Origin of the sequence: Rothia sp. LK2492 (assembly GCF_040946345.1) — a bacterium.
In the GTDB taxonomy this organism is placed as follows: Bacteria; Actinomycetota; Actinomycetes; order Actinomycetales; family Micrococcaceae; genus Rothia; species Rothia endophytica.
In genome coordinates, this window is record NZ_JAYWLX010000001.1 from 103437 (window position 1) to 126257 (window position 22821).

General features: G+C 57.1%; 23 protein-coding genes and 1 tRNA gene. 10 read left to right on the forward strand and 14 right to left on the reverse strand.

Translation table 11 applies throughout. The features are described from left to right. Positions 1 to 18: 18 nt before the first annotated feature. The 9 genes from VVR27_RS00485 to VVR27_RS00525 form a co-directional block, all read right to left on the reverse strand. Positions 19 to 1494: a glycoside hydrolase family 32 protein gene (locus tag VVR27_RS00485; protein ID WP_368546606.1), complete on the reverse strand. Its 1476-nt coding sequence runs from the start codon at positions 1492 to 1494 to the stop codon at positions 19 to 21. Between the two features lie 202 nt (positions 1495 to 1696). After that, positions 1697 to 2074, reverse strand: a complete 378-nt coding sequence (gene rplL, locus VVR27_RS00490; RefSeq protein WP_346872171.1) for a 50S ribosomal protein L7/L12 — start codon at positions 2072 to 2074, stop codon at positions 1697 to 1699. A 119-nt stretch (positions 2075 to 2193) separates the two neighbouring features. Then, a complete protein-coding gene (rplJ, locus tag VVR27_RS00495; protein ID WP_251379269.1) occupies positions 2194 to 2703 on the reverse strand; it encodes a 50S ribosomal protein L10 in 510 nt (169 codons plus the stop codon). Between the two features lie 262 nt (positions 2704 to 2965). Then, on the reverse strand, positions 2966 to 3973 hold the full coding sequence (locus VVR27_RS00500; RefSeq protein ID WP_368546608.1) for an ABC transporter ATP-binding protein: 1008 nt from the start codon (positions 3971 to 3973) through the stop codon (positions 2966 to 2968). A 158-nt stretch (positions 3974 to 4131) separates the two neighbouring features. Continuing rightward, positions 4132 to 4827, reverse strand: a complete 696-nt coding sequence (gene rplA / locus VVR27_RS00505; protein ID WP_368546609.1) for a 50S ribosomal protein L1 — start codon at positions 4825 to 4827, stop codon at positions 4132 to 4134. A gap of 137 nt (positions 4828 to 4964) precedes the next feature. After that, positions 4965 to 5393 (reverse strand): 50S ribosomal protein L11, encoded by a 429-nt coding sequence (gene rplK / locus VVR27_RS00510; RefSeq protein WP_251379272.1) that lies wholly within the window; start codon positions 5391 to 5393, stop codon positions 4965 to 4967. Positions 5394 to 5637: 244 nt separating this feature from the next. Further along, positions 5638 to 6384, reverse strand: coding sequence for a transcription termination/antitermination protein NusG (nusG, locus tag VVR27_RS00515; RefSeq protein ID WP_368546610.1), 747 nt, complete (start codon positions 6382 to 6384; stop codon positions 5638 to 5640). 100 nt (positions 6385 to 6484) lie between these two features. After that, the gene (gene secE / locus VVR27_RS00520) at positions 6485 to 6748 is read right to left on the reverse strand and encodes a preprotein translocase subunit SecE (RefSeq protein WP_346872176.1); all 264 of its coding nucleotides are present in this window, start codon (positions 6746 to 6748) and stop codon (positions 6485 to 6487) included. 74 nt (positions 6749 to 6822) lie between these two features. After that, positions 6823 to 6895: transfer RNA gene (locus tag VVR27_RS00525), tRNA-Trp, on the reverse strand. A 265-nt stretch (positions 6896 to 7160) separates the two neighbouring features. Between VVR27_RS00525 and VVR27_RS00530 the strand changes: the two genes are divergently transcribed. Together VVR27_RS00530 and VVR27_RS00535 are read left to right on the forward strand one after the other, a co-directional pair. Continuing rightward, complete coding sequence (locus tag VVR27_RS00530) at positions 7161 to 8363, forward strand: pyridoxal phosphate-dependent aminotransferase (protein WP_368546611.1); 1203 nt, start codon at positions 7161 to 7163, stop codon at positions 8361 to 8363. Positions 8364 to 8762: 399 nt separating this feature from the next. Further along, positions 8763 to 9794, forward strand: a complete 1032-nt coding sequence (locus VVR27_RS00535) for a 6-phosphofructokinase (RefSeq protein WP_368546612.1) — start codon at positions 8763 to 8765, stop codon at positions 9792 to 9794. Positions 9795 to 9899: 105 nt separating this feature from the next. On the opposite strand, the gene VVR27_RS00540 is transcribed toward VVR27_RS00535, so the two are convergent. From VVR27_RS00540 to VVR27_RS00550, 3 genes are all read right to left on the reverse strand, one after another. Then, a complete protein-coding gene (locus VVR27_RS00540; protein ID WP_368546613.1) occupies positions 9900 to 11051 on the reverse strand; it encodes a folate-binding protein YgfZ in 1152 nt (383 codons plus the stop codon). Between the two features lie 23 nt (positions 11052 to 11074). Further along, on the reverse strand, positions 11075 to 11752 hold the full coding sequence (locus tag VVR27_RS00545) for an FABP family protein (protein WP_368546614.1): 678 nt from the start codon (positions 11750 to 11752) through the stop codon (positions 11075 to 11077). A gap of 258 nt (positions 11753 to 12010) precedes the next feature. Then, the gene (locus tag VVR27_RS00550; protein WP_368546615.1) at positions 12011 to 12763 is read right to left on the reverse strand and encodes a hypothetical protein; all 753 of its coding nucleotides are present in this window, start codon (positions 12761 to 12763) and stop codon (positions 12011 to 12013) included. Between the two features lie 144 nt (positions 12764 to 12907). Between VVR27_RS00550 and VVR27_RS00555 the strand changes: the two genes are divergently transcribed. The 8 genes from VVR27_RS00555 (at position 12908) to VVR27_RS00590 (ending at position 21259) form a co-directional block, all read left to right on the forward strand. Beyond that, on the forward strand, positions 12908 to 13594 hold the full coding sequence (locus tag VVR27_RS00555; protein ID WP_368546616.1) for a winged-helix domain-containing protein: 687 nt from the start codon (positions 12908 to 12910) through the stop codon (positions 13592 to 13594). A gap of 109 nt (positions 13595 to 13703) precedes the next feature. After that, positions 13704 to 14678 carry a mycothiol synthase gene (gene mshD / locus VVR27_RS00560; protein ID WP_368546617.1) on the forward strand — a complete coding sequence of 325 codons (975 nt, stop codon included), beginning with the start codon at positions 13704 to 13706 and terminating at the stop codon, positions 14676 to 14678. Between the two features lie 36 nt (positions 14679 to 14714). Beyond that, complete coding sequence (locus tag VVR27_RS00565; RefSeq protein ID WP_368546618.1) at positions 14715 to 16937, forward strand: RNA degradosome polyphosphate kinase; 2223 nt, start codon at positions 14715 to 14717, stop codon at positions 16935 to 16937. 103 nt (positions 16938 to 17040) lie between these two features. Further along, complete coding sequence (locus VVR27_RS00570) at positions 17041 to 18045, forward strand: NUDIX domain-containing protein (protein WP_368546619.1); 1005 nt, start codon at positions 17041 to 17043, stop codon at positions 18043 to 18045. Between the two features lie 90 nt (positions 18046 to 18135). Continuing rightward, complete coding sequence (locus VVR27_RS00575) at positions 18136 to 18957, forward strand: thymidylate synthase (protein WP_346872186.1); 822 nt, start codon at positions 18136 to 18138, stop codon at positions 18955 to 18957. 8 nt (positions 18958 to 18965) lie between these two features. Continuing rightward, positions 18966 to 19547 carry a dihydrofolate reductase gene (locus VVR27_RS00580; protein ID WP_368546620.1) on the forward strand — a complete coding sequence of 194 codons (582 nt, stop codon included), beginning with the start codon at positions 18966 to 18968 and terminating at the stop codon, positions 19545 to 19547. Between the two features lie 101 nt (positions 19548 to 19648). Further along, a complete protein-coding gene (gene asd / locus VVR27_RS00585) occupies positions 19649 to 20788 on the forward strand; it encodes an aspartate-semialdehyde dehydrogenase (protein WP_368546621.1) in 1140 nt (379 codons plus the stop codon). Positions 20789 to 20797: 9 nt separating this feature from the next. Further along, entirely contained in the window at positions 20798 to 21259 is a 462-nt protein-coding gene (locus tag VVR27_RS00590; RefSeq protein ID WP_368546622.1) for a GntR family transcriptional regulator, read from the forward strand. Between the two features lie 37 nt (positions 21260 to 21296). Here the strand turns inward: VVR27_RS00590 and VVR27_RS00595 are convergent, their stop codons facing one another. Further along, positions 21297 to 21692: a PGPGW domain-containing protein gene (locus VVR27_RS00595; protein ID WP_368546623.1), complete on the reverse strand. Its 396-nt coding sequence runs from the start codon at positions 21690 to 21692 to the stop codon at positions 21297 to 21299. An 18-nt stretch (positions 21693 to 21710) separates the two neighbouring features. Further along, a complete protein-coding gene (locus VVR27_RS00600) occupies positions 21711 to 22802 on the reverse strand; it encodes a UDP-N-acetylmuramate dehydrogenase (protein ID WP_368546624.1) in 1092 nt (363 codons plus the stop codon). Between the last annotated feature and the right edge of the window lie 19 nt (positions 22803 to 22821).

Here is a 22821-nt window from a genome sequence, read left to right on the forward strand (position 1 = left end):
CGGGCATCCACGAGGGGTCTACTCCGCGCGTCGAGCGAATTCTAACGAGAGCACCGCCCCCTGCACCCGGACGGTTCGCTTGCTACCGGTGAAGTAAACCCGGGATGCAAAGGCAGCGGTCCCTCCGTCAACAAAAAGCTCAGTAGCTGAGGCGTCAATGAGTAAATCGAAGGTACGTTCTGCGGCTTCTCCCAAGGTTCGGCGGCGGTCAGTGCCCCCCACCGTGTAGCGGGAACCTGCCCGGGAAAGGGCGGCACCGGTAGCATCTAGGGTGATGTCTAGAGCCTGCCCAGCGGCGTCTTCCACCGTGATATGGGCAGGGGTCTCTGCAACCCTCACGGTACCCCGCAGCCTAAAGACGCGAGCGTCCTTAGCTTCAACAATTTCTCCGCCGGACACCGGGGTCACAGGCGCTGGATCCAGTATGCTATCAAGCTGGCGCACAGGGTTTTGCAGTAGCTGCCCACCGCGCAGGGTCAGGGTGCGAGGGTAGGTCTGCATATGTACCCAGTAGTTTTCCCAGGAGGGCTGATCATCCTGGTCAGCATTACCCAGCCAGCCCTGCAAAACTGCGTGAGAACCGTCTGCTCCTACCCCGTGGAAGCACTGCGGGGCATAGAATTCGGTGCCAGAGTCCAGCTCGGTGAAGGGAGTCTCGACTGTGAAGAGCAGAGTATCAAAGTTGAGGGTGCCCACCAGGTAGCCGGTCTGGAAGATGTTGTTGTATTTCTCCCCGTCTGCTTCCATGCCCTGAGGGCTGAAGATGAGAACGTCCTTGAGTTGACCGTCGGTGTCACGCAGCTGAATCAGCCCCGGACACTCGTACATGTAGCCCATATCTGCCAGAGCAGGGTCGGTAAAGGAAATTTCGCCGGCGAAGACCCAGGTGCGGCGGTCCGTGGAGCGGTAAAGCACTACGGCGCCGGTTTCGTCCTCCCGCTGAGCACCGATAATGGCGTAGAAGAGTCCATCGCGTTCAAAGACGTGGGGGTCACGGTAGTGAGCGGTGTAGCCAGCCTCTGGGCCATCAATCAGCACCTGTTGCTTGGTGAAGGTGGCGCCATCATCCTCTGAGGTAAACAGCACCTGGTAGGCTTCACGGTTACCCTGCTCATCTTTGACGTTGCCGGTGTAGAAGAATTCGAGGGTTCCGCCCTCACCCACAAAACCAGAACCGGAATAGCAGCCGTTCTTGTCGAACCAGTCCGTGGGTGCGATGGTGGTGCCACGGTCTTCCCAGTGAGTGAGGTCAGTGCTGGTGGCCTGACGCCAGAAGACGGCGCGGGTGGGGTGTACCGGTGAGTACTGGTAGAAGGCGTAGTAGACCCCGTCTTTATAGATCAGCCCATTAGGGTCATTGAGGCGGCCTACCGGGGGGGCAAGGTGGAGCGCCGGATAGTCAGGGTCAGCAAGAACGGTTGCATGGTGGTCTTGGTAGGCTTCTTCCGCCGCTGCCAGTAGGTCGGCGGCATCGGGACGTCTGGGCTTTGTCACGGGGCTGGTCTCCTTGGTGCGGGCCAAGCTCCCTCAATGAAAAAGCAGCCCATATCTGTCAAACGATTGTTACAATCTAGCCTACAGGGCGCCCCCTCTAGCTCAGCCTTAGCCAGTGACCGGATTTTGCCTTAAATGCCGCAGGGGCGGCACTCCGAAAGGAGTGCCGCCCCTGCGCCAAAGATAAGAAAAGTTAGAAACTTTACTTGAGGGTAACGGTTGCGCCTGCGCCCTCGAGAGCTTCCTTAGCCTTCTCAGCGTCTTCCTTGGAAGCGCCTTCGAGGACAGCCTTGGGAGCTGAGTCAACGAGGTCCTTAGCTTCCTTCAGGCCGAGTGAAGTCAGTGCACGAACTTCCTTGATAACGCCGATCTTCTTCTCGCCAGCTGATTCGAGGATAACGTCGAATTCGGTCTGCTCTTCAGCTTCAGCAGCTTCGCCGCCAGCGGCACCAGCAACAGCAACGGGAGCTGCAGCGGTTACGTCGAATTCTTCTTCAAATGCCTTGACGAATTCTGAAACCTCAACGAGTGATAGTTCCTTGAATGCTTCAATGAGTTCTTCGATTGAAAGCTTAGCCATGAGATTGGCTCCTTCTTTTAATTCAGTTGCAAGCCTAAATTTTTCAGCCTGCGAGCTTGAAAATTATGCTGACCCATATGGGGCCAAAAGTCTATAAAAAGTGACAGACAACCGGGTGATTACTCAGCCTCGGGTGCAGCACCTTCCTGCTCTTCGAGCTTGATACGCAGAGCGTCAACGGTGCGAGCAACCTTAGCGATTGCACCCTTCGCGCCGCCTGCGACCTTTGCAAGAAGTACCTCGCGTGATTCGAGGCTTGCAAACTTGTTGATACCAGCTTCGTCGAGGGATTCACCCTCGAAGTAACCGCTCTTAACGATTAGCTGGGGGTTAGCCTTGGCAAAGTCACGCAGACCCTTCGCAGCATCAATGAAGTCTCCCTTGATGAATGCGATTGCACTAGGGCCGTGGAGCTGGCCATCGAATGCGTCGATGCCAACTTCCTTGGCCGCGATAGCGGTCAGAGTGTTCTTTACCACGGCGTACTCGGTCTCAGTGCCCAGCGCGCGACGAAGATCCTTCATCTGCGCAACGGTGAGACCACGGTACTCGGTGAGAATTACGCCGTTTGAAGCTTCAAGGAGTTCCTTGAGCTCGGAAACAGCAGCAATCTTTTCCTGTGTTGCCATGGTGTTCCTTCCAGTTCTTATCCCGCCGGGCTAACAAAAATGCCCCGACGCGCAGGCATCGAGGCATAATACAGACCAGAAAATTTTCTAGTAGGTATTGTTTTATCGGCACCTACGCAGGTGGCTCCTTGTGAGCCCTTACCGTGTTCTTCTGTGAAGAAGGCACAGACCGGCGGTCTTTGGTTATTCCATCTAACCACGGATTCCGGCGGCTAGGCAAGCTGTTTTCGTCCTTAAGCGGGCTTAATCACGTTCTTTAGCCCTATGCCGGGAAGATATGGAGGCCAGCGGGGTCTATTTCCCCATTAAGGCGATGCCCCGTCTCCACATGCCGTCTTCCGGTGAGCAGGGCTGCTAGTACGGTGCCCTTAGGGATAGTAAGTTCTCCTGCCTCGGTAGTGATCAGAGCATCATGAATGACCTCTATTTCTACCCGTAGGCCAGCTGTATGCTGCCAGCTGCTGCGGACCACAGCGGTGAGGCTCCCCAGCTGATTACCGGGTGAAAAAGCAAAGGCGTTCAGTCCCGCACGGACGGCCCGCCCCGCTAGCTGCGCATCAAACGAGTTGTAAAGAGGGAACACCAGGTGAGCTACCTCCGCAGAGGCAGGAGACGCCAGAAGCTGCTCTGGGGTGCCCACCTGGGCTAGACGTCCGCCCGATAAAACGGCTACCCGTTGGCCCATCTGGAGGGCTTCATTTTGGTCGTGGGTGACATATATGCCGGTAAAACCTAGTTGCGTATGCAAGAGCTGCACATCAGAGCGAATACTGGCGCTGCTTGTTTCATCAACACTTGAAAGTGGCTCATCGAAGAGGACCACCGGTGTGAGTCGCACCAGAGCGCGGGCGATACCTGCCCGCTGCGCCTGCCCACCCGATAGCTGAGCGGGTTTCTTCTTCAGATGGTCTCCCAACCCCAGGGTGTGCACCAGAGAGCTGTAATGCTCCCTGTCTAAAGGTGCAGACTTCTTGAGGCGAAAGGCAAAAAGAATATTCTCTTCAATACTCAGGTGGGGGTAGAGCACGGGTTTCTGAAAGACCAGGGCAGTCTGGCCCGGCTCTATAGCCTGCCCACCGAAGCTGATGACGCCTGCATCTGGCTCTTCCAGCCCTGCAATAAGACGAAGCAGAGTCGATTTACCGGCTCCAGAAGCCCCCAGCAGGGCTAGCATCTGACCGGTAGGCAAAGATAGGTCAAGACCGCCTAGAACGATGGTGCCGTCGTAGTTTTTACTGATACCGGCTAGGTGCAGCCCTGGTTTATTCATGGTCTCTATTATCCCCGCGTATGTGCACCTTATTGACGACTGTGCAGCTCTAAGAGGCACGTTGGGCGGCAAGGTGCACGATGACTAGCTCAAAACAAAGGCAGGCCCCCCGCCTGAGCGGAAAGCCTGCCTTAAAGACTAAGACTAGAAAACTAGACTTATGCAGCTAAGGTCGCGGGGTCAACAGGGATGCCGGGGCCGAAGGTGGTTGCAACGGTAGCCTTTGAGATGTAGCGACCCTTAGATGATGAGGGCTTCAGGCGGTTGATCTCTTCAAGAGCTGCTTCGAAGTTTTCGGTCAGCTGCTGCTCGGTGAAGGAAGCCTTACCGATGATGAAGTGAAGGTTGGAGTTACGGTCAACGCGGAAGTCAATCTTGCCGCCCTTGATGTCGTTAACAGCCTTGGTGACGTCCATGGTAACGGTGCCGGTCTTGGGGTTAGGCATGAGGTTACGGGGACCAAGTACCTTACCCAGGCGGCCTACCTTGCCCATAAGGTTGGGGGTAGCAACCGCTGCGTCAAAGTCAACCCAGCCGCCAGCGATCTTTGCGATGAGGTCATCTGAACCAACGAAGTCTGCGCCAGCTGCTTCAGCTTCTGCAGCCTTCTCGCCTTCAGCCAGAACAACCACGCGAGCGGTCTTACCGGTGCCGTTGGGCAGGTTTACGGTGCCGCGGACCATCTGGTCTGCCTTGCGGGGGTCAACACTCAGACGCAGTGCAACCTCAACGGTTGAATGGGGCTTCTCTGCTGCGATTTCCTTTGCAACTGCAATAGCCTCTGCGGGTGCGTAAAGCTTCTCCGCATCGATTTTTGCTACAGCTGCCTGGTACGCTTTGCTGCGCTTTGCCATCTGCTTTTCTCCTTTGCAGGTGTGGTCTCTTATGAGCCGCGCTCGGCTCTGCCACTTGCCTTCCCCGTGGCCGGGGTTAGGCTTCTAATAATTTGTCTTGGGTGAGGCGATAGCCTCGTCTCAGCGAGAGGCTGAGATTAGTCGATGGTGATACCCATTGAACGTGCGGTGCCCATGATGATCTTTGATGCTGCATCAAGGTCGTTAGCGTTCAGGTCATCCATCTTGGTCTGTGCGATTTCGCGTACCTGGTCCATGTTGAGTGAACCGACCTTCTGGGTGTGGGGAACACCGGAACCCTTAGGAACGCCAGCTGCCTTCTTGATGAGCTGCGCTGCGGGAGGGGTCTTGGTGATGAAGGTGAAGGAACGATCCTCGTAAACGGTGATTTCTACGGGGATGATGTTGCCGCGCTGTGATTCAGTTGCAGCGTTGTATGCCTTGCAGAATTCCATGATGTTGACGCCGTGCGCACCGAGTGCGGGGCCAACGGGAGGAGCCGGGTTAGCAGCGCCTGCCTGGATCTGCAGCTTAATGAGGCCTGAGACCTTCTTCTTGGGAGCCATTCTTGGTCCTTTTCTTAGCTGGTGTACCGGCGCACAGGAGTATGCGTCGGCCGGTGGCGGCCGTGGCGCGGTCGCCTGTGTGGAGGCACCAAGCGTAGGTGCACACACAAACTTATATCTTAGTAGTTTTGCCGCCCTTATGCCAGGTCGTCGCGGACGACCGGGGCTAGCTTTTGCTCACAGCGGGAGCAAAAGAGCCGCTCCCCCGACGCGGAAAGCGGCTCTTGAGCTACACCGAAAGGTCTTAGACCTTGGTGACCTGGGCGAAGTTCAGGGTCACAGGGGTTTCACGCTCGAAGACAGAGATGAGAACCACCAGCTGCTGTGAAGCAGCGTTGATTTCTGAAATGCTTGCGGGCATACCCTCGAAAGGGCCGTCCTTGACGGTAACTGCCTCGCCAATCTCGAAACCGGTTTCGACAACAGGCGCAGCTACCGGCGCAACACCGGCTTCAGCCTGCTCAGCTTCAAAGACAGGAGCCAGCATCTCAACAACCTCATCAAGGCGTAGTGGGACGGGGTTGTAGGCGTCCTGACCTACGAAGCCAGTAACACCGGGGGTGTGGCGCACAACGCCCCAGCTTTCGTCAGTAAGGTTCATGCGCACCAGTGCGTAGCCGGGAATACGAACGCGGCGGACCATCTTCTTAGAGGTATTCTTGACCTCCATGACCTCTTCCATGGGCACCTGAACTTCGAAGATATCTTCATCAGCGTTCAGAGTCTGCACACGGGATTCGAGGTTAGCCTTAACCTTGTTCTCGTAGCCAGCGTAGGTGTGAATAACAAACCATTCGCCTTCCTGGCGGCGAAGCTTGGACTTGAATTCTTCAAGGGGATCGACGGTGGGCTCATCGTTAGCCTCAGCCGCTTCAACTTCTTCAACCACTTCTGCTGCTGCAACTTCTACAGCTTCGTGGCCCTCATCGGTTGCCTGCTGGGCAGGTTCTACAACCTCATCGGCTTCGTGCTGCATTTCCTGCTCGGACACGCTTTCCTGCTTTCATCTGTTGTCTATCGCGCACGTGCGCGTTCGTCTTGGTAAATGATTTTACGGGGTTAAGGCTGCTTTAGCCCAACTAAGCGGGCCCTTAGGCTACGCCGTTACCGAAAATCCAGAAGGCTCCCTGACCGAAAAGGTAGTCAAGACCTGAAATTAGTAGGAGCATAAAGGCCACAAAGAGAAGAACAATAATCACGTACTGCACCAGTTCTTTGCCGGTGGGTGTGGTTACTTTTTTGAGTTCGGCGATAACTTCGCGGAGGAACTGGAAGATGCGCCCAAAGAAACCGGGGGTCTTTTCTGCGCCATTTTCGTGAGAATCGGCGGTCCGAGCGGCGATTGATTTAGCCATATAGGGCCCGCCCCTTTCTACTTCTTACCTATGAACAGATGTGTTCGGTTGAAAGAAAACCTGTGAGGCTTGAGCAGGGCGGACAGGACTCGAACCTGCAACCTGCGGTTTTGGAGACCGCTGCTCTACCAATTGAGCCACCGCCCTTTGAAAACATCTGTCTTCAAAGCGTCTGTACTTCTTAGGGCACAAACCAGTGTTGTTCGGTTGCGAACAACGGTACCTACTGTACATCATCTTTTCTTGCTTTGGCAAAAACGGTCTATCAGGGTCATAAGTTCGGTGTTTATTAGCCACAGCCTCTTATAAAGATGTACTCACCCGCTGGAACTCCTATGCTAGAGGTAGAGCCCCTCAGGCAAGCGACCACAACCCCGAGCCACCCTTTTATGGGATGAAAGCGAGATTCCCCATGTCTGCCCGCGTTTCACGCCGTATTGGCGCAATCGCCCCCTCAGCTACCCTAGCCGTTGACGCCAAAGCCAAGGCGCTCAAAGCCCAGGGCCGCCCCGTCATCGGTTTCGGCGCCGGTGAGCCAGACTTCCCCACCCCGGCCTACATTGTTGACGCGGCTCGCGAGGCCCTCAACGACCCCGCAAACTTCCGCTACACCCAGGCAGCTGGCCTACCCGCCCTTAAGCAGGCCATTGTCGAAAAGACCAGGCGTGACTCCGGCATCGACATCGACGCTTCTCAGGTCATTGTGACCAATGGTGGCAAGCAAGCGGTCTACCAGGCTTTCGCTACCGTCATTGACGAAGGCGACGAGGTCCTACTCCCCGCCCCCTACTGGACCACCTACCCCGAGGCTATCCGCCTAGCTGGTGGCAACCCCGTGGAAGTTTTTGCGGGCAGCGACCTGGAGTACAAGGTCACCCCGGACATGCTTGAGGCTGCCTACACCGAAAAGACTAAGGCACTGATCTTTGTCTCCCCATCCAACCCCACCGGTGCGGTCTACACCCCCGAGGAAACCAAGGCTATCGGTGAGTGGGCACTGGAAAAGGGAATCATCGTGCTGACCGATGAGATTTACGAGCACCTGACCTACGATGGCGTGCCCTTTACCTCTATTGTTGCTGCCGTTCCTGCTCTTGCCGAGAGCACCGTCATCCTCAACGGTGTTGCAAAGACCTACGCTATGACCGGATGGCGCGTGGGCTGGATGATTGCCCCTGCCGATATCACCAAGGCAGCGACCAACCTACAGTCCCATATGACCTCCAATGTTAACAACGTAGCCCAGATGGCAGCTCTCACCGCCGTTTCTGGTTCGCTGGACGCCGTCAACGAAATGCACACTGCATTTGACCGCCGCCGCAAGGCCATTGTCGAAGGCCTGAACGCCATTGAAGGTGTTCGCTGCCCCACCCCCAAGGGCGCTTTCTACGTCTACGCGGACGTTACAGCCCTGCTGGGCAAAGAAATTGCGGGCAAGCGCCCTGAAACTTCCGCTGAGCTGGCCGAAATTATTCTGGAAAAAGCCGAAGTTGCGGTAGTTCCCGGCGAGGCTTTTGGCCCCTCTGGCTACCTGCGCCTGTCCTACGCCCTGGGTGATGAGGACTTGGCTGAGGGTGTAGCGCGTATTCAAAAGCTGCTGGGCACCGCCAAGTAGGAGACAGAGGTCCAAGACCGCTGATCAGCACAGCAAAAAAGCAAGCTGGCTTGGGGCTGGCGTGAATCGCCTCGTGAGCGTCAGCGAACCGGGTGAGAGGGTCAGCTTGCTCTTGCTGTGCTGGTTAGCGGTCGAACTATTTAAATCTTGTGGGGGCGAGGTGCCAGCCTGCTTCTCAGCTTTAGCTCGCGACTTGCCAATAAAGTTGCTTCTGACCCTAAGGCAGAGGTTAGAAACATACAACCCAACCCAGCCCACAGCTACCCACTCAAGACCAAATTTACTAGAATAGAAACCAACAAAGACCAACATGTTTGAGGTAGGTTAACTGACTCGCCCCAATGCGTTGGTCATAGAAACCATCATTCCCTTTTCAGGAATATTTTAGGAGATCCTCCCATGAAGATCGGTCTGCTCACCTCCGGCGGCGACTGCCCCGGCCTCAACGCTGTTATTCGCGGTGCAGTGCTCAATGGCATCAAAACCTACGGTGACGAATTCGTTGGCTTCCGCGATGGCTGGCGTGGTGTTGTCGAGGGTGATTTCATGGACCTTCCCCGCACCAAGGTGCGCGGTCTAGCTCGTGTGGGCGGCACCATTCTGGGCACCTCCCGCACCAACCCCTTTGATGGCCCCAAGGGTGGTGCTGAAAATATTGAAATCATGATGGAACGCAACGGTATTGACGCCATTATTGCCATCGGTGGCGAGGGCACCCTGGCTGGCGCTAAGCGTCTGGCTGATGCTGGTCTCCCCGTAGTAGGCGTGCCCAAGACCATTGATAATGACCTGCAGGCCACCGACTACACCTTCGGTTTTGACACTGCGGTTTCTATCGCAACTGATGCTCTAGATCGTCTGCGCACCACCGGTGAATCTCACCACCGTGCCATGGTTGCAGAGGTCATGGGCCGCCACGTAGGTTGGATTGCTCTGCACTCAGGTATGTCCGGTGGCGCCCACGCCATTCTGATCCCTGAGGTCAAGGTTTCTATGGAAGAGGTAGCTGTCTGGGTTAAGGAAGTTCACGACCGCGGACGCTCTCCCCTGGTTGTTGTCGCCGAGGGCTTCATCCCCGAAGGCTTCGATGATGTTCTTGCAGACAAGGGTGAAGAGAAGGACGGCCGCCCTCGCCTGGGCGGTATTGGTGAGTACATCACTCAGGAGATTGAGCGAATCACCGGTATCGAAACCCGTAACACCACTCTGGGCCACATTCAGCGCGGTGGCGCACCTACCGGCTTTGACCGTGTGCTCTCCACCCGCCTGGGCATTCAGGTCGTGGATATGATTCACGATAAGGAGTGGGGCAAGATGGTTGCTATGCAGGGCACCGATATCAAACGCGTTGATTTCTCAGAGGCACTGGACGGTCTCAAGACCGTTCCCGCCTACCGTTACGAAGAAGCTAAGGTGCTCTTCGGCCGCTAAGTAGCAAAGCTAAGCAGAGAAAAGCCGCCCGCCCTCACCGGGGCAGGCGGCTTTTCTGTAGCTGATAACCGTTTGAGAATGCTTTTAGCTATTCGATTCAGGCAGTTAACCTCGGAAGAAGTCGCCCATAGTGCGGCGGCCAGCCACCTGACCGGCATCCGGAGCAACGATAACGGTCTGGGAGCAGGCGTAGTGGGTGGCAGGTGCCGGGTTGCCGTCCCCATCAAAATCACTGTCATCGATAGCGCGTAGATCTGCGGCCGGGTCAACCGACCGCTTGAGCAGAGCCAGTGCAATGGGGCCAGCCTCATGGTGCAGGGCAACCGAGCTGATGTAACCTACCTTCTTCTCGCCGGCGAAGACCGGGGATCCCACCCGCGGTAGGGTGTGTTCAGAGCCGTCCAGGTCAAGGAAGGTCAGGCGGCGCGGCGGGTGGCCCAGGTTATGCACGCGAGCCACGGTTTCTTGGCCCTTGTAGCAGCCCTTATTCATATGGACTGCCGTGCGCATTAGGTCTAGCTCATGCGGGATGGTGCGCTCATCTACCTCAGTGCCAAATCGCGGCCGCCACGCCTCAATACGCAGGGCATCGGCAGCCCAAGAACCCGCAAGAGCCACCCCTTCGGTGGCATCCAGCAGCTGGTGAGAGGGGACGACGGTCAGGTACCAGCTATAGCCAGAGCCGGGGTGCTCTACCCCTGCCTGTGTATAGGTGTAGCCGCCCTCCGCCACACCGTTAGCCCAGGGGTCCTGCCAGACGATACCCCCGCGCAGGGCAGCCGGGGCACTCTCAACGGTACGGGGGTCAAGGGTGCTACCCAGTACCGCGTGAGTATCGGTGCGGTTGGTGATCTCAACCCGCAGCATAAACTTCATGCGCTCCAGGTAGGTGGTGAGCTCCGCGGCGGCCGCCCGTTCAGTGATGAGCCAAACTGCGCCCTCCTTCTCAACCGCCGCAGCCCAGAAGTCAATGCGCCCCTGGGGCGACAGCAGCAGTAACTCAGCGCTCTGACCCTCGTCTAGGTTGTTCAGCACTTGGCTAGAGAGGGTGGTGAGCCAAGATAGTCGATCGGGCCCTTCCACCGTCACTACACCCAACTGGGAATAGTCCACCAGGGTCAGGGGCACCTTACGTGCCAGAGCGCGCTGTTCGGCGTTGGGATCCCCGTAGTGGGCAGCGACGCCGGCATCCGGCCCCAGGGCGCCAAAAGCACCCTTTCGGCTGAGCAGGGGGCTGCGGTAATCGGTCTTAGTCATGTTTTTACTTTTCCAGCCGGGTTTTACTTGGACTCGCTGTCGCCGGGTTCATCATCCAGGCTGCCAAACATGGTTGCACCCAGATCATCACCGGTCATGGACGAGGTCTTACGAAGCTCAGCCGAAGCGTGCTTCTCCAGCTTGCGGGTAACGGGGTTAGCTGTTTCCCAGTCCCACATGAGATTGCCGTTGACTAGACCCCAAAGACGCACCGAACCGGCGTACTCCTTGGTGATGTCATCCTGCAACATGTTGCCGGTCTGCAGGCGCACTACCGGCCCCTTGATCATACCCACGTAGTTCTCGGTGAGGCCGCCGGGGTGGGCGATGGTGGCAAGGATGTTGAAACCGTCGTCCTCATTGCGCAGAGTTTCAACAGAATCTGCGTCCTTATGGACGGGCACCACGTCAGCTGGCACGAGACCAGGGCCGACGTCCCCATCGACCTGGGGGCGGTCAATCTGCCAGAAGCCAGTCTCGACGGTCAGCGGGCGCAGCTTTTGCCCCTGATCATCGAGTAAGAAAGACTCAGCACGGTACTCCACAAAAGGAAGGCCGTCTTGGGTGAAGGTAATAATCTGCCCGAATGGGGTTTCCTCAGCTCCCTCATACCAGAGAGAACCGGTGCCTTCCCAGGTGCCCAGTAGCCAGGAGAGGGGCACAAGTTCAGGGGTGAGATTTGAAGGAATTTCAATAGCCATAGCCACCAGTTTAGCCCGGGATGGGGCGCTGGTCAGCGGCTTAGGCGGCGGGCGAAACAGGGCTCAGGCTTCAAAAACCGTTTCCCGGTACGCACAAGACCCCGCGCAACGGTGCACGGGGTCTTGTGGTAAGGGGCTTATTATTTCTGGCCGCGGAACAATCCGGTTAGCACAAAGCCGATGCAGGTGAAAATTGCTAGACCTGCTAGGCCCAGGAGGGTCAGAAAGAAGATTTCAAGTGCAAGAATACTCATACGGCTACCCTACCATGCGAGTGAGGAATGTCGCACATACGTAACCGATAACGCCAATGAAGGCCACCGGTGTTACGCCCAGCGTAATAGCGCCGCGACGGGGGCCTTCTTTGGGGCCGGCAGAGATAACGCGTACCCCGATGAGACCCAACAGCACACCAACAATGATGCCGATGGAAACCACAGGCAGGCTACTGTTTTCAAGACGGGTCAGGGCAGCAAGCCCTACCCACCCCGCGACTGATACCGACGCCAGCACCCCGGTAACACAGCTAATCACTGACTCTAGGCGTCCCACTGCCCCTTCACCGCGTGCCAGCTCTACTAGGAAGCTGGCAACAACACCCACAGCTGCGATGGCTGGTAAAGCCTCGAGGGGAAGGGATCCATCAGTGAGCCAGGAATATAGCACAGAGGTGGTGCCTGCCAAGAAAACAATGACCGAGTGAGAGGTAATACGGGTACGGCCTCGCAGCTCGGCAATACCCGTTGCCGCTGGCCACCCGCCAGCGATAAAGAGAACGGCGATAAAGCCCATCAGAGCAGCAACCCAGGGCGCGATAGAGGCGGCAAGCACTAACCCCACCAGAGTTACCACCGCAGAAATGGCAACCAGCAGGTAGCGCGAACGCCGTGTAGCCCCAATTTTCCCCAGGGGACCCTCATACACCGTTTTTTGACGGGCTCGGCGTAGCCTACTCAACTCTGGCACGAAAGTGCGCATGGTCCGGGTGGAGGTGGGTTCTTTGGTAGACACAGGGGCCGTTCTTCTTACGTAGTGGGGTGCGCGTTCAGTATTCATATCATCTTCCCGTATACCGAACCTTTTTATCAATGTTTGGGGTGGGGCGTTTTATACTTACTGTTGGAGCGTTGAGCGCGCAGAAAGGCGGTGATCGGTATGGTGCAGATTGTTCTGTTGAGCGATGCGGCGGTTGAAGGCAGCGATGTCGCCCCGTCCCTAGGTCTACTGACTCACGGTCTGACTGTCTTGCCGCTGAACGCAGCAGCGCCGGTGGTGAGCTCACATTCACCCGATGTGGTGATGGTGGACGCTCGCGAGCAGCTGGTAGCTGCCCGCAACTGCGCCCAGTTGCTCAAAGGTACCGGTCTAGCGACTCCCTTGATGATGGTACTCACCGAAGGCGGTCTAGCCGCTGTCTCAGCACAGTGGATGGTAGATGACATCATGCTGGCCAGTGCTGGTCCAGCGGAGTTAGAAGCCCGGCTACGTTTACTGGCGACACACAGCGCGCCGGCAGAAACCCCGGATGAAACCGTGATTCGTGCCGGCGGCGTCACGGTGGATGAGGCCTCCTATTCAGCCCGTTTGCAGGGCTCCCCTCTCAACCTGACCTATAAAGAGTTCGAGCTTCTGAAGTTTTTGGTGCAGCATCAAGGGCGTGTTTTCACCAGGGCCCAGTTGCTCTCCGAGGTGTGGGGGTATGACTACTACGGTGGCACCCGCACCGTGGATGTCCACATTCGTCGTTTGCGGTCCAAGTTGGGCCCTGACCATGAACAGCTCATCACGACCGTCCGCAATGTGGGTTACAGCTTCAATTCCCCCCGGCTCACTGACCGTTAGACGGGGTTCTCGGTAAATCTTTGACCTCTTTTAGTCCAACCCACCCCGTAAGCGGGGGGCCGCTGCTAGTAGAGTGGTTTTAGGTAAAGAAGTGTAGGGGGACACACCAGTGAGTTCAAGAGATTTTCTATGGCAAGAACCGAGCAGTGCGACTGTTGAGCGGCTTGAAGCCCTAGCCCAGCGAGCCTTTAGCTTCGATGAGGCTCAGCCCTTCTCGGAACAGACCCTGGTTGAAGCACGTAAGTGGTCTCGCGGGGAGAGTAGCGCAGTGCGTATTCTCGAAGTTTGTGAGGCTGGCGAAACCAGAGGTTTTGCTGCTCTGGTGACTGATGGTGATAGCTATCTTCTTGAGGCCGCCGTGGACCCCTCAGCCCGCGAGCGCGGCCTGGGCACAGCCCTCATTACAGAAGCCTTGACGCGGGTGGGTGGAGAGGTAGCCGCCTGGGTACACGGTGGACCTGATGCTTCAAGTTCTGCAATGATTTCCGCCCAAAAGCTGGCTAAGAGCCAGGGATTTGTGGCTCAGCGTGAGCTTTTCAAAATGGGGCTTGCCTTGACTGATGAGGCACGTGCTAGCATCCTCGCTGCAGCTGAGGCTGCCCCCTTACCTGCTGACATCAGCTTGGAGACCTACACCGAGAAGGACGCCGCTGGCTGGGTAGAGGCTAATGCAGCGGCTTTTGCTGACCACCCCGAGCAGGGAAAGCTGACCCTCAAAGATCTTGAGGAGCGTACCGGTTCTGATTGGTTCAGAGCCGAGGGTTTCTTCTTAGCCAAAGATGGTGCTGGGAGCATTGCCGGTTCCCACTGGACCAAAATTCCGCACCACCAGACCGGGGTGCTAGAGGGTGAGGTCTATGCCGTGGGTGTTACTCCCGACTGGCAGGATAAGGGGCTAGGACGGTCGCTGACTCTAGCGGGTATGGCGTATTTAGCGCGGACTCACTATGCCCCGGGTAAGAAACTCGACCGGATCGTGCTTTACGTGGATGCAGAGAACTCCCCTGCTGTTACCCTTTACCGCTCTCTCGGTTTCTCACCGCTAACGATTGATCGCCAATATCTGGCTACCACAGAACGCTAAACTTCATTCAACCCCACACAGTAGGAAAAGGACTCCATGACTACTCAATCTGATACTCGAGTTCATACCAGCAACCATATCGGCGGTGACATCAACAAGATCGAACGTGCAGAGACCCGCGTAGACCGCATCGATATCGGTGAGAAGATTAAGCTACCTAACCTTGCCGGTGACTTTGGTAGTGACCGTTTTTTGGACCGTGAAACCAGCTGGATTGAATTCAATACCCGCGTGCTGGAATTGGCAGAGGACCCCCATCTCTTCTTGCTAGAGCGCCTCAACTTCCTTTCGATTGTGACCAGCAACCTCGACGAGTTCTTCATGGTGCGTGTGGCAGGGTTGAAGCGTCGTATCGCTACCGGTATCGCGGTACCTGCGCCCTCAGGGTTGACTCCTGAAGAGCAGATGGAAGAAATCGCTGAGGCAGCCCACGCTCTGCAGGAGCGCCAGGCCCGTGTCTTTCACGAGCAGGTTTACCCCGAGCTGGAAAAAGAGAAAATCCGTATTGTGGGCTGGGATGACCTTGAAGATGCTGCCAAGGAGAAACTCACCCGTTTCTTCCGCGCTGAGCTCTTCCCCATCCTCACTCCCCTAGCCGTGGACCCGGCACACCCCTTCCCCTACATCTCTGGGCTGTCGCTGAATCTGGCCGTTATCGTGCGTAACCCACAGACCGGCAAAGAGCTCTTCGCCCGTCTCAAGGTACCCGAGACCATCGACCGCATGATCTCTATCGACGGCTCCCGCGCCGTTAACTCTTCCTCCTCAGAGGCACGATTCATCCCTCTGGAAGCTATTATCGCCCAGCATCTGGATGTTCTCTTCCCCGGCATGGAGGTCGTAGAGCACCATGCCTTCCGCGTTACCCGTAACGAAGATTTGGAGGTGGAAGAGGACGACGCTGAGAACCTGCTCAAGGCTCTAGAAAAGGAGTTGCTACGTCGCCGCTTTGGACCGCCCGTGCGTCTTGAGGTTGAAGACACCATCAACCCCAATATCCTTGATCTTCTCGTCTCTGAACTGGGGATCGACGGTCACGAAATCTACAAGCTGCCCGCTCCCCTCGATATGCGCGGCTTTGCTGCTATTGCCAAGGCAAACCGCCCAGCTCTGCACTACCCCAAGCACGTGGCGCATACGTCCCGCTGGCTCAACGCTAACGAAACGTCCAAGGCTGCTGACGTCTTTGGGGCAGCACGTGAACACGATGTACTGTTGCACCACCCCTACGATTCCTTTGCTACCAGTGTGCAGGCCTTTTTGGAGCAGGCGGCAGCTGACCCTAACGTCCAGGCCATCAAGCAGACCCTCTACCGCACCTCGGGTGACTCCCCCATCGTGGACGCTCTCATTGAGGCAGCAGAGTCAGGCAAGCAGGTGCTGGCGCTGGTTGAGATTAAGGCGCGCTTTGACGAGCAGGCCAACATTGAATGGGCCCGCAAACTAGAACGCGCTGGCGTGCATGTAGTCTACGGTATCGTGGGCCTGAAAACCCACTGTAAGCTCTCACTGGTGGTGCGCAAAGAGGCTGACGGTCTGCGCCGCTACTGCCACATTGGTACCGGCAATTACCACCCCTCCACCGCCCGTTTCTACGAGGATTTGGGGCTGATTACATGTGATCAGCAGATTGGGGAGGACGTTTCTCGTCTCTTCAACCAGCTATCCGGCTACGCCCCCAAGACCACTTACAAGCAGCTCTTGGTGGCTCCGCGTTCCCTGCGCTCAGGTCTAATTGACAACATCAATAAGGAGATTGAGCACAAGCTGGCAGGCCAAAAAGCCAAAATTCAGATTAAGTGCAACTCCATGGTGGATGAAGCTATCATTGATTCCCTCTACCGCGCTTCCCAGGCCGGGGTTGAGGTCAACGTGATTGTTCGCGGTATCTGTGCCCTGCGCCCCGGAGTTCCTGGCCTTTCTGAGAATATCAAGGTGCGTTCTGTGCTGGGCAGGTTCCTGGAGCACTCCCGTGTCTTCACCTTTGAGAACGGCGGATCACCTAAGACCTACATTGGTTCAGCCGATATGATGCACCGTAACCTGGACCGCCGTGTCGAGGCACTGGTTCAGGTCAAGGCACCCGCCCACGTGAAGTATCTCCTGGATATGTTTGATAATTACCTCTCTCCCAAGACCAGCAACTGGCACTTGGACGCCAATGGTAAGTGGGAAAGGCACCACCTCAACAAGGACGGTCAGCCGCTCCTCGACGTCCAGGCTTCCTACCTATCAAGTAGGGATAAGAAGAAGAAGTAGACAGGGGGCGTACCGCCCCTACTCCGACAGATAGAATGTCCTTGGGTTAACGCAGGGTTAGCCCAAGGGCATGGCCCTGCCCGTCACACAGAGAGCTCAGCTTATGCCCAAAGCAACCACAGAATTCGTCTATGCAGCACACAGCGCAGACGAATCCCTCAGCATTCAGCGCGGAGCCGGCAACAGTGCAGAGATTAATGCAGCTGGCGCCCTGATCTGGCGTTACCGCCGTGATCAACTGCAGGTTTTGGTCATCCACCGCCCCAACTATGATGACTGGTCGTGGCCCAAGGGCAAACAGGACCCGGGAGAGACGCTGCCTGAGGTTGCGGTGCGAGAGGTCAGGGAAGAGGTGGGGCTGCAAATCACCCTGGGTGTGCCGCTGGCTGTCACTGCCTACCGCGTTAAGAAACGCTCCAAAGAGGTCTTTTACTGGGCGGCAGAGCTACCCCAAGGTGCCAAGGCTAAAGCAGATGAGAGTGAAGTGGATGAACTGCGGTGGGTTAGCCCCCAGCAGGCCCGAGAGATGCTCACCAACCCTACCGATTGTGAGCCTCTGGATGCCCTGATCAGCCTCTACGAAAAAGGCCTCTTGCGCACCCGCCCCGTGATCGCCATCCGCCATGCAAAAGCGAAGCCTCGTTCTACCTGGGCTGGAGCCGAAGGCGAACGAAGCCTCGCTGCAACCGGTAAACGTCAGGCGCTTGCCGCTGGTCGTCTCATGGAAGCCTGGGGGCCTGAGAAACTGATCTCCTCGCCCTGGGTGCGTTGCATGCAGACCCTTTACCCCTATGCTAAGAGCCAGGGGCTACCTATCAAAGAAAAGCGTGCCTTGACAGAGGCAGCTAATGAGCGTTCACCTAAAGCAGCTGCCAAGATAGTAGAATCCCTTTTTGACAAGTACGATAAGCCGGTAGTTCTCTGCACCCACAGGCCTGTACTGCCCACTATTCTGGGGGTTCTCACCCAGCGCCTACCCTTCTCTCTTTCTCGGCACCTCCCCACCGAAGATCCCTACCTGAAACCCGGTGAGATGTGGGTGCTACAGGTAACTCGCCAGGAAAAGACCGTGGTGAGCCTAGAACAGATTAAACCCTTCGACGACTAACTCTTCCTCTGCGGGCGCCCTGGGGCCCGATGAATACTGAGTTAGGTTCAGACTCCCCTACCGTGACCGCCGTTTGATTGAAAGATTGCCATGAGCACCATCCCCACCCCCTATGAAGACCTGTTACGCGAGATTATGGACAGCGGGAATGAAAAAGGCGACCGCACCGGCACCGGCACCAAGAGTGTTTTTGGGCGCCAGATGCGCTTTGACCTCTCTGAGTCCTTCCCCCTCATTACCACCAAGCGGGTGCATTTTAAGTCGGTTGCTATTGAGCTGCTCTGGTTTTTGCGCGGTGAATCGAATGTGCGCTGGCTACAGGAGCGCGGTGTGAGTATCTGGGATGAATGGGCTGATGAAGACGGTGAGCTGGGGCCGGTCTACGGCGTGCAGTGGCGCTCATGGCCTGCTGGCTACGGGGAAACAATCGACCAGATCGCTAGGGTCATCGACTCCTTGAAAACTAATCCAGATTCCCGCCGTCACATCGTCAGCGCCTGGAACCCCGCTGAGGTTGATGATATGGCGCTACCACCCTGCCACGCCCTCTTTCAGTTTTACGTCAAAACTCGCCAGGACGGGGTCCAGGAGCTTTCCTGCCAGCTCTACCAGCGAAGCGCCGATATGTTCCTTGGCGTACCTTTCAACATCGCCTCCTACGCTCTATTGACCCAGCTCATCGCCCAAGAGGTGGGCATGGAGCCCGGCGAATTTGTATGGACCGGGGGTGACTGCCACATCTATTCCAACCATTACGAACAGGTTGAAGAGCAGCTCTCCCGGGAACCCTACCCCTACCCTCAACTGCGCATTAAGAATAAGAAGGCCTCTATCTTTGACTACGAATTTGAGGACTTCGAGCTGGTGGATTACCGCCACCACCCCACCATCAAAGCGCCCATAGCTGTTTAGGGGTGGGTATGAGCAAGCCGGTATTGGGTGCAATCTGGGCACAAAGCCTCAACGGGGTTATCGGTCGGGACGGAGATATGCCCTGGTACGCCCCCGAGGATCTAGCACACTTCAAAACGGTGACTCTGGGAGCGCCAGTCATCATGGGCCGGAGAACCTGGGAGTCCTTCCCACCCCGCTTCCGCCCCCTGCCCGGGCGCACCAATATTGTGATCACCTCTTCTGCGGCCTCTCAGGTAGAGAAAAATGGGGTTCTTTGGGTGCCCTCTTTCGATGATGCCCTTATGGAGGCCGCTGGTGAGCAACCCCAAACTATTTGGGTCATTGGGGGTGGCTCAGTCTACGCTGAAGCCTTAAGTAGAGCTGATGTGCCCGTGATTGACGGTGGGCGCATACAGCGGGTGGAGCGCACCGTCTTTGATCTTGAGCTCACCGGGGACACCTATGCTCCTGCCCTCGATAGCTCCTGGAGGCTGGTCACTGAGGGCGAGCGCGTCCTCTCAGAAAAAGGGTATGGACTTTCAGCAGAGGGCACCAAGCTACCGCTAGTTATGCGTTTCCAGACCCTGAAGCATATCTCAGCACCATAATCTTTTCTCCGCTGCCTACGAGAGATATCGCGCATCAGATTTTGCGTTTCGAACAGTGAACGCCCCATCTCATTTTGAGGCAGGCACGTTAGACTGGGAGCATGACTTTTACACCCGGTGACTCAGTTGGTTTTGTAGGATATCGTGGCATGGTCGGCTCCGTGCTCATGCAACGCATGGTTGATGAGGGAGACTTTGAGGGCATTAACCCCGTCTTTTTCTCCACTTCTCAAGCAGGCTCACCAGCTCCTACCCTGGGAGGTGCCCTGGAAGAAAGCACCCTCAAGGACGCCCATGATATTAACGAGCTGGTCAAGTTACCTGTCATCGTCACTGCCCAGGGCGGGGACTATACCAAGGCTGTGCACAGCTCACTGCGTGAACGCGGCTGGGACGGCATCTGGATTGATGCTGCCTCTACCCTACGCATGAACGATGACGCCGTGATCGTGCTAGATCCCATCAACCGTGATGTCATTGACCGTGGCCTGGATTCCGGCGTCAAAGACTTCGTGGGCGGCAACTGCACTGTCTCCTGCCTGCTCATGGGTCTAGGCGGCCTATGGAAGCAGGGCCTGGTCGAATGGGGAACCTCCATGACCTACCAGGCTGCATCCGGTGGCGGTGCCCGCCACATGCGTGAGGTTCTCACCCAGTTCGGCGAGCTCAATGGCACTGTGGCGGGTGAACTAGCTGACCCGGCATCCGCCATCCTTGAAATCGACCGTAAGATTCTTGAGAAGCAACGCTCCGGCGAGCTGGATACCACCCAGTTTGGTGTGCCCCTGGCTGGCTCCCTCATTCCCTGGATTGACTCAGATTTGGGCAATGGTCAAAGCCGTGAGGAATGGAAGGCAGAGGCAGAAAGCAATAAGATTCTTGGTCTTGACGGTGACGAACGCGTAGCCCTTGACGGTCTTTGCGTTCGCATCGCCACCATGCGCTCCCACTCCCAGGCACTGACCCTCAAGCTCACCGAAGACTTGACCGTTGAAGAAATCGAAAAGATTATTGATAACGACAATGAGTGGTCAAAGGTCGTGCCCAACGAACGCGAAGCCACCATGCGCGACCTCACCCCCGTGGCGGCATCCGGCACTCTGGATATCCCCGTAGGCCGCATCCGCAAGCTCAGCATGGGCCCTCAGTACATCAGTGCTTTCACTGTAGGCGACCAGCTACTCTGGGGTGCCGCAGAGCCCGTGCGCAGAATGCTTAGAATTGCCACCGGCACTCTGTAAACTGGAGCCATGACTTCACACGAGATGCCCCTAGCACACGGCCCCCATGAGGTGCTGTGCGGGGGCATCTGCGCTTTAAATTTCAAGGTTGATAAGGAGTCGGACGTCCCGCCCTACTCCCAGCTACGCCGCGCTATTATTGCCGCTCGTTCTGACGGGACGCTGGCCGCCGGCGACCGTCTGCCTCCCATGCGCACACTGGCCACACAAACCGGGCTGGCTGTGAACACGGTGGCAAAAGCCTATAAGGAGCTCGAAGCAGCTGGTGCTATCGAAACTCATGGGCGCGCCGGCTCTTTTGTGACTGCCCTCGATGCCACCTCTCACAAAGCACAGCTTCTGACCGAAAAGTTCATTGTAGCTATGCGTAAGCTGGGCTACGAAGACCAGCAGATCCACGCTACCGTGGACCACATGTTGGGGCTAGACCGCGAGCTGTCAAACAAAGCGCAAAACCCGGGGTCAAGCTAGATAATATCTGCCTGCTAGCTTTTAGGCTAAGGCGGGGCTACAGATGGTAGTGACAGTTCGAGGGGCAGTAATGCTGTTTATTGGGTCTGCGTACCCAACGGGCAGTTTGCCGACCACGGCCCCGGCGACGTCTGCGGCGCTCCAGCGTACGCCAAGCTGCTAAGACCTTCGCCTTGGCCCAGAGGTTCATGCGGTGCGCCCAGTGGAATTCGGTGCCCCAGAGGCTCATGCCCATAAAAATGAAAAGCCAGCCAGGGCCAGGTGTCACCAGCATGACGAGCCCCGCAACAATGCAGATAAAGCCTAGGGCAATCACTAGTGTGCGGTAAACCCACAGCAGAATGAGGTGCCGGCCCACGAAGGCCCGGTAGCGTTGCATAGCGCGGTGCAGGGGGCCGCCCTGCCCCGAGGCGATTTCTTTATCTAGACTCAAGAGCTCAGCCCAGCAGTGTTAGAGTTCGAACCCAACGATGACCGGCTCAGCAACCAGGCGCACCCCGAAGCTCTCTTCCACTCCAGCGCGCACAGCGCGTGCGATAGCGGCGACATCAGCGGTGGAGGCTCCGCCGCGGTTGGTGATAGCCAGAGTGTGCTTAGTGGAGAGGGAGGCCCGTCCACCGGCGATATTACGGCTTTCACCTTCTAATCCGAAGCCCTTATCGAAGCCCGCGTGCTGAATCAGCCAGGCAGCGCTCAGCTTGACCATACCTTCAATGGGTTGGCCGGTGGCGGTGGTAGCGGGGAAGCGCGGGGCGTCCTGGGGTAGCTGCGCTGCAGCCTGTGCGCTGACAATAGGGTTGGTGAAAAAAGAGCCGGTGGAGTAGGTGTCGCGGTCTGCAGCATCCAGTACCATGCCCTTACCGGCACGCAGGCGCAGCACGGTTTCCCGAAGGAGCCTCATCTCTACACGGCTACCGGTCTCGGCACCCAGCTGGCGTGCCAGTTCAGCGTAGCGAATGGGGGCTGAAAGGGTGCCATGAGGTAGTTGGAAGTCAACGGTCAGCACCACATAGCGGGGGCTGCCGTCCGCGGTGGACTGTTTAAGCACCGAATCACGGTAGGAGAACTGGAGGTCTGCGTTGGCGAAGGTCTTGTACCCTCCGGTTTCACGATCCCAGGTGCGCACCGAAGAGATGGTTTGTGCAACTTCAGCGCCGTAGGCACCCACGTTCTGCACCGGGGTGGCACCAACGGTGCCGGGGATGCCCGAGAGCGCCTCAACGCCCGAGAAACCCTGCTGTACCGCATAGGCAACGAGAGCATCCCAGCTATGGCCTGCCTGCACACGCAGGTTAGCGCCACCGCAGGAGTAATTGCCGATATCCTCGATGCCCTGAGAGGCTACATGCACTACGGTGCCGTCAAAACCCTCATCGGCAATCAGCAGGTTTGACCCGCCACCAACGATCAGCACCCGGTCACCGGCCTCGTCGGCAGCGCGCACAGCGGCAATAATCTCTTGCTCGCTCGTCGCTTTCACGTAGGTGCGGGCGGGGCCACCGATCTGGGCGGTGGTTAGTTCACTCAAAAGCATGTCAGTCACGCCCCTAAGTTTACAGGGT

Coding starts and splice junctions, on each gene's coding strand:
- rplL (WP_346872171.1), bottom strand. CDS start 2,074: ATGGCTAAGCTTTCAATCGAAGAACTCATTGAAGCATTCAAGGAACTA.
- rplJ (WP_251379269.1), bottom strand. CDS start 2,703: ATGGCAACACAGGAAAAGATTGCTGCTGTTTCCGAGCTCAAGGAACTC.
- VVR27_RS00500 (WP_368546608.1), bottom strand. CDS start 3,973: ATGAATAAACCAGGGCTGCACCTAGCCGGTATCAGTAAAAACTACGAC.
- rplA (WP_368546609.1), bottom strand. CDS start 4,827: ATGGCAAAGCGCAGCAAAGCGTACCAGGCAGCTGTAGCAAAAATCGAT.
- rplK (WP_251379272.1), bottom strand. CDS start 5,393: ATGGCTCCCAAGAAGAAGGTCTCAGGCCTCATTAAGCTGCAGATCCAG.
- secE (WP_346872176.1), bottom strand. CDS start 6,748: ATGGCTAAATCAATCGCCGCTCGGACCGCCGATTCTCACGAAAATGGC.
- VVR27_RS00530 (WP_368546611.1), top strand. CDS start 7,161: ATGTCTGCCCGCGTTTCACGCCGTATTGGCGCAATCGCCCCCTCAGCT.
- VVR27_RS00535 (WP_368546612.1), top strand. CDS start 8,763: ATGAAGATCGGTCTGCTCACCTCCGGCGGCGACTGCCCCGGCCTCAAC.
- VVR27_RS00540 (WP_368546613.1), bottom strand. CDS start 11,051: ATGACTAAGACCGATTACCGCAGCCCCCTGCTCAGCCGAAAGGGTGCT.
- VVR27_RS00545 (WP_368546614.1), bottom strand. CDS start 11,752: ATGGCTATTGAAATTCCTTCAAATCTCACCCCTGAACTTGTGCCCCTC.
- VVR27_RS00555 (WP_368546616.1), top strand. CDS start 12,908: ATGGTGCAGATTGTTCTGTTGAGCGATGCGGCGGTTGAAGGCAGCGAT.
- VVR27_RS00565 (WP_368546618.1), top strand. CDS start 14,715: ATGACTACTCAATCTGATACTCGAGTTCATACCAGCAACCATATCGGC.
- VVR27_RS00570 (WP_368546619.1), top strand. CDS start 17,041: ATGCCCAAAGCAACCACAGAATTCGTCTATGCAGCACACAGCGCAGAC.
- VVR27_RS00575 (WP_346872186.1), top strand. CDS start 18,136: ATGAGCACCATCCCCACCCCCTATGAAGACCTGTTACGCGAGATTATG.
- VVR27_RS00580 (WP_368546620.1), top strand. CDS start 18,966: ATGAGCAAGCCGGTATTGGGTGCAATCTGGGCACAAAGCCTCAACGGG.
- asd (WP_368546621.1), top strand. CDS start 19,649: ATGACTTTTACACCCGGTGACTCAGTTGGTTTTGTAGGATATCGTGGC.
- VVR27_RS00590 (WP_368546622.1), top strand. CDS start 20,798: ATGACTTCACACGAGATGCCCCTAGCACACGGCCCCCATGAGGTGCTG.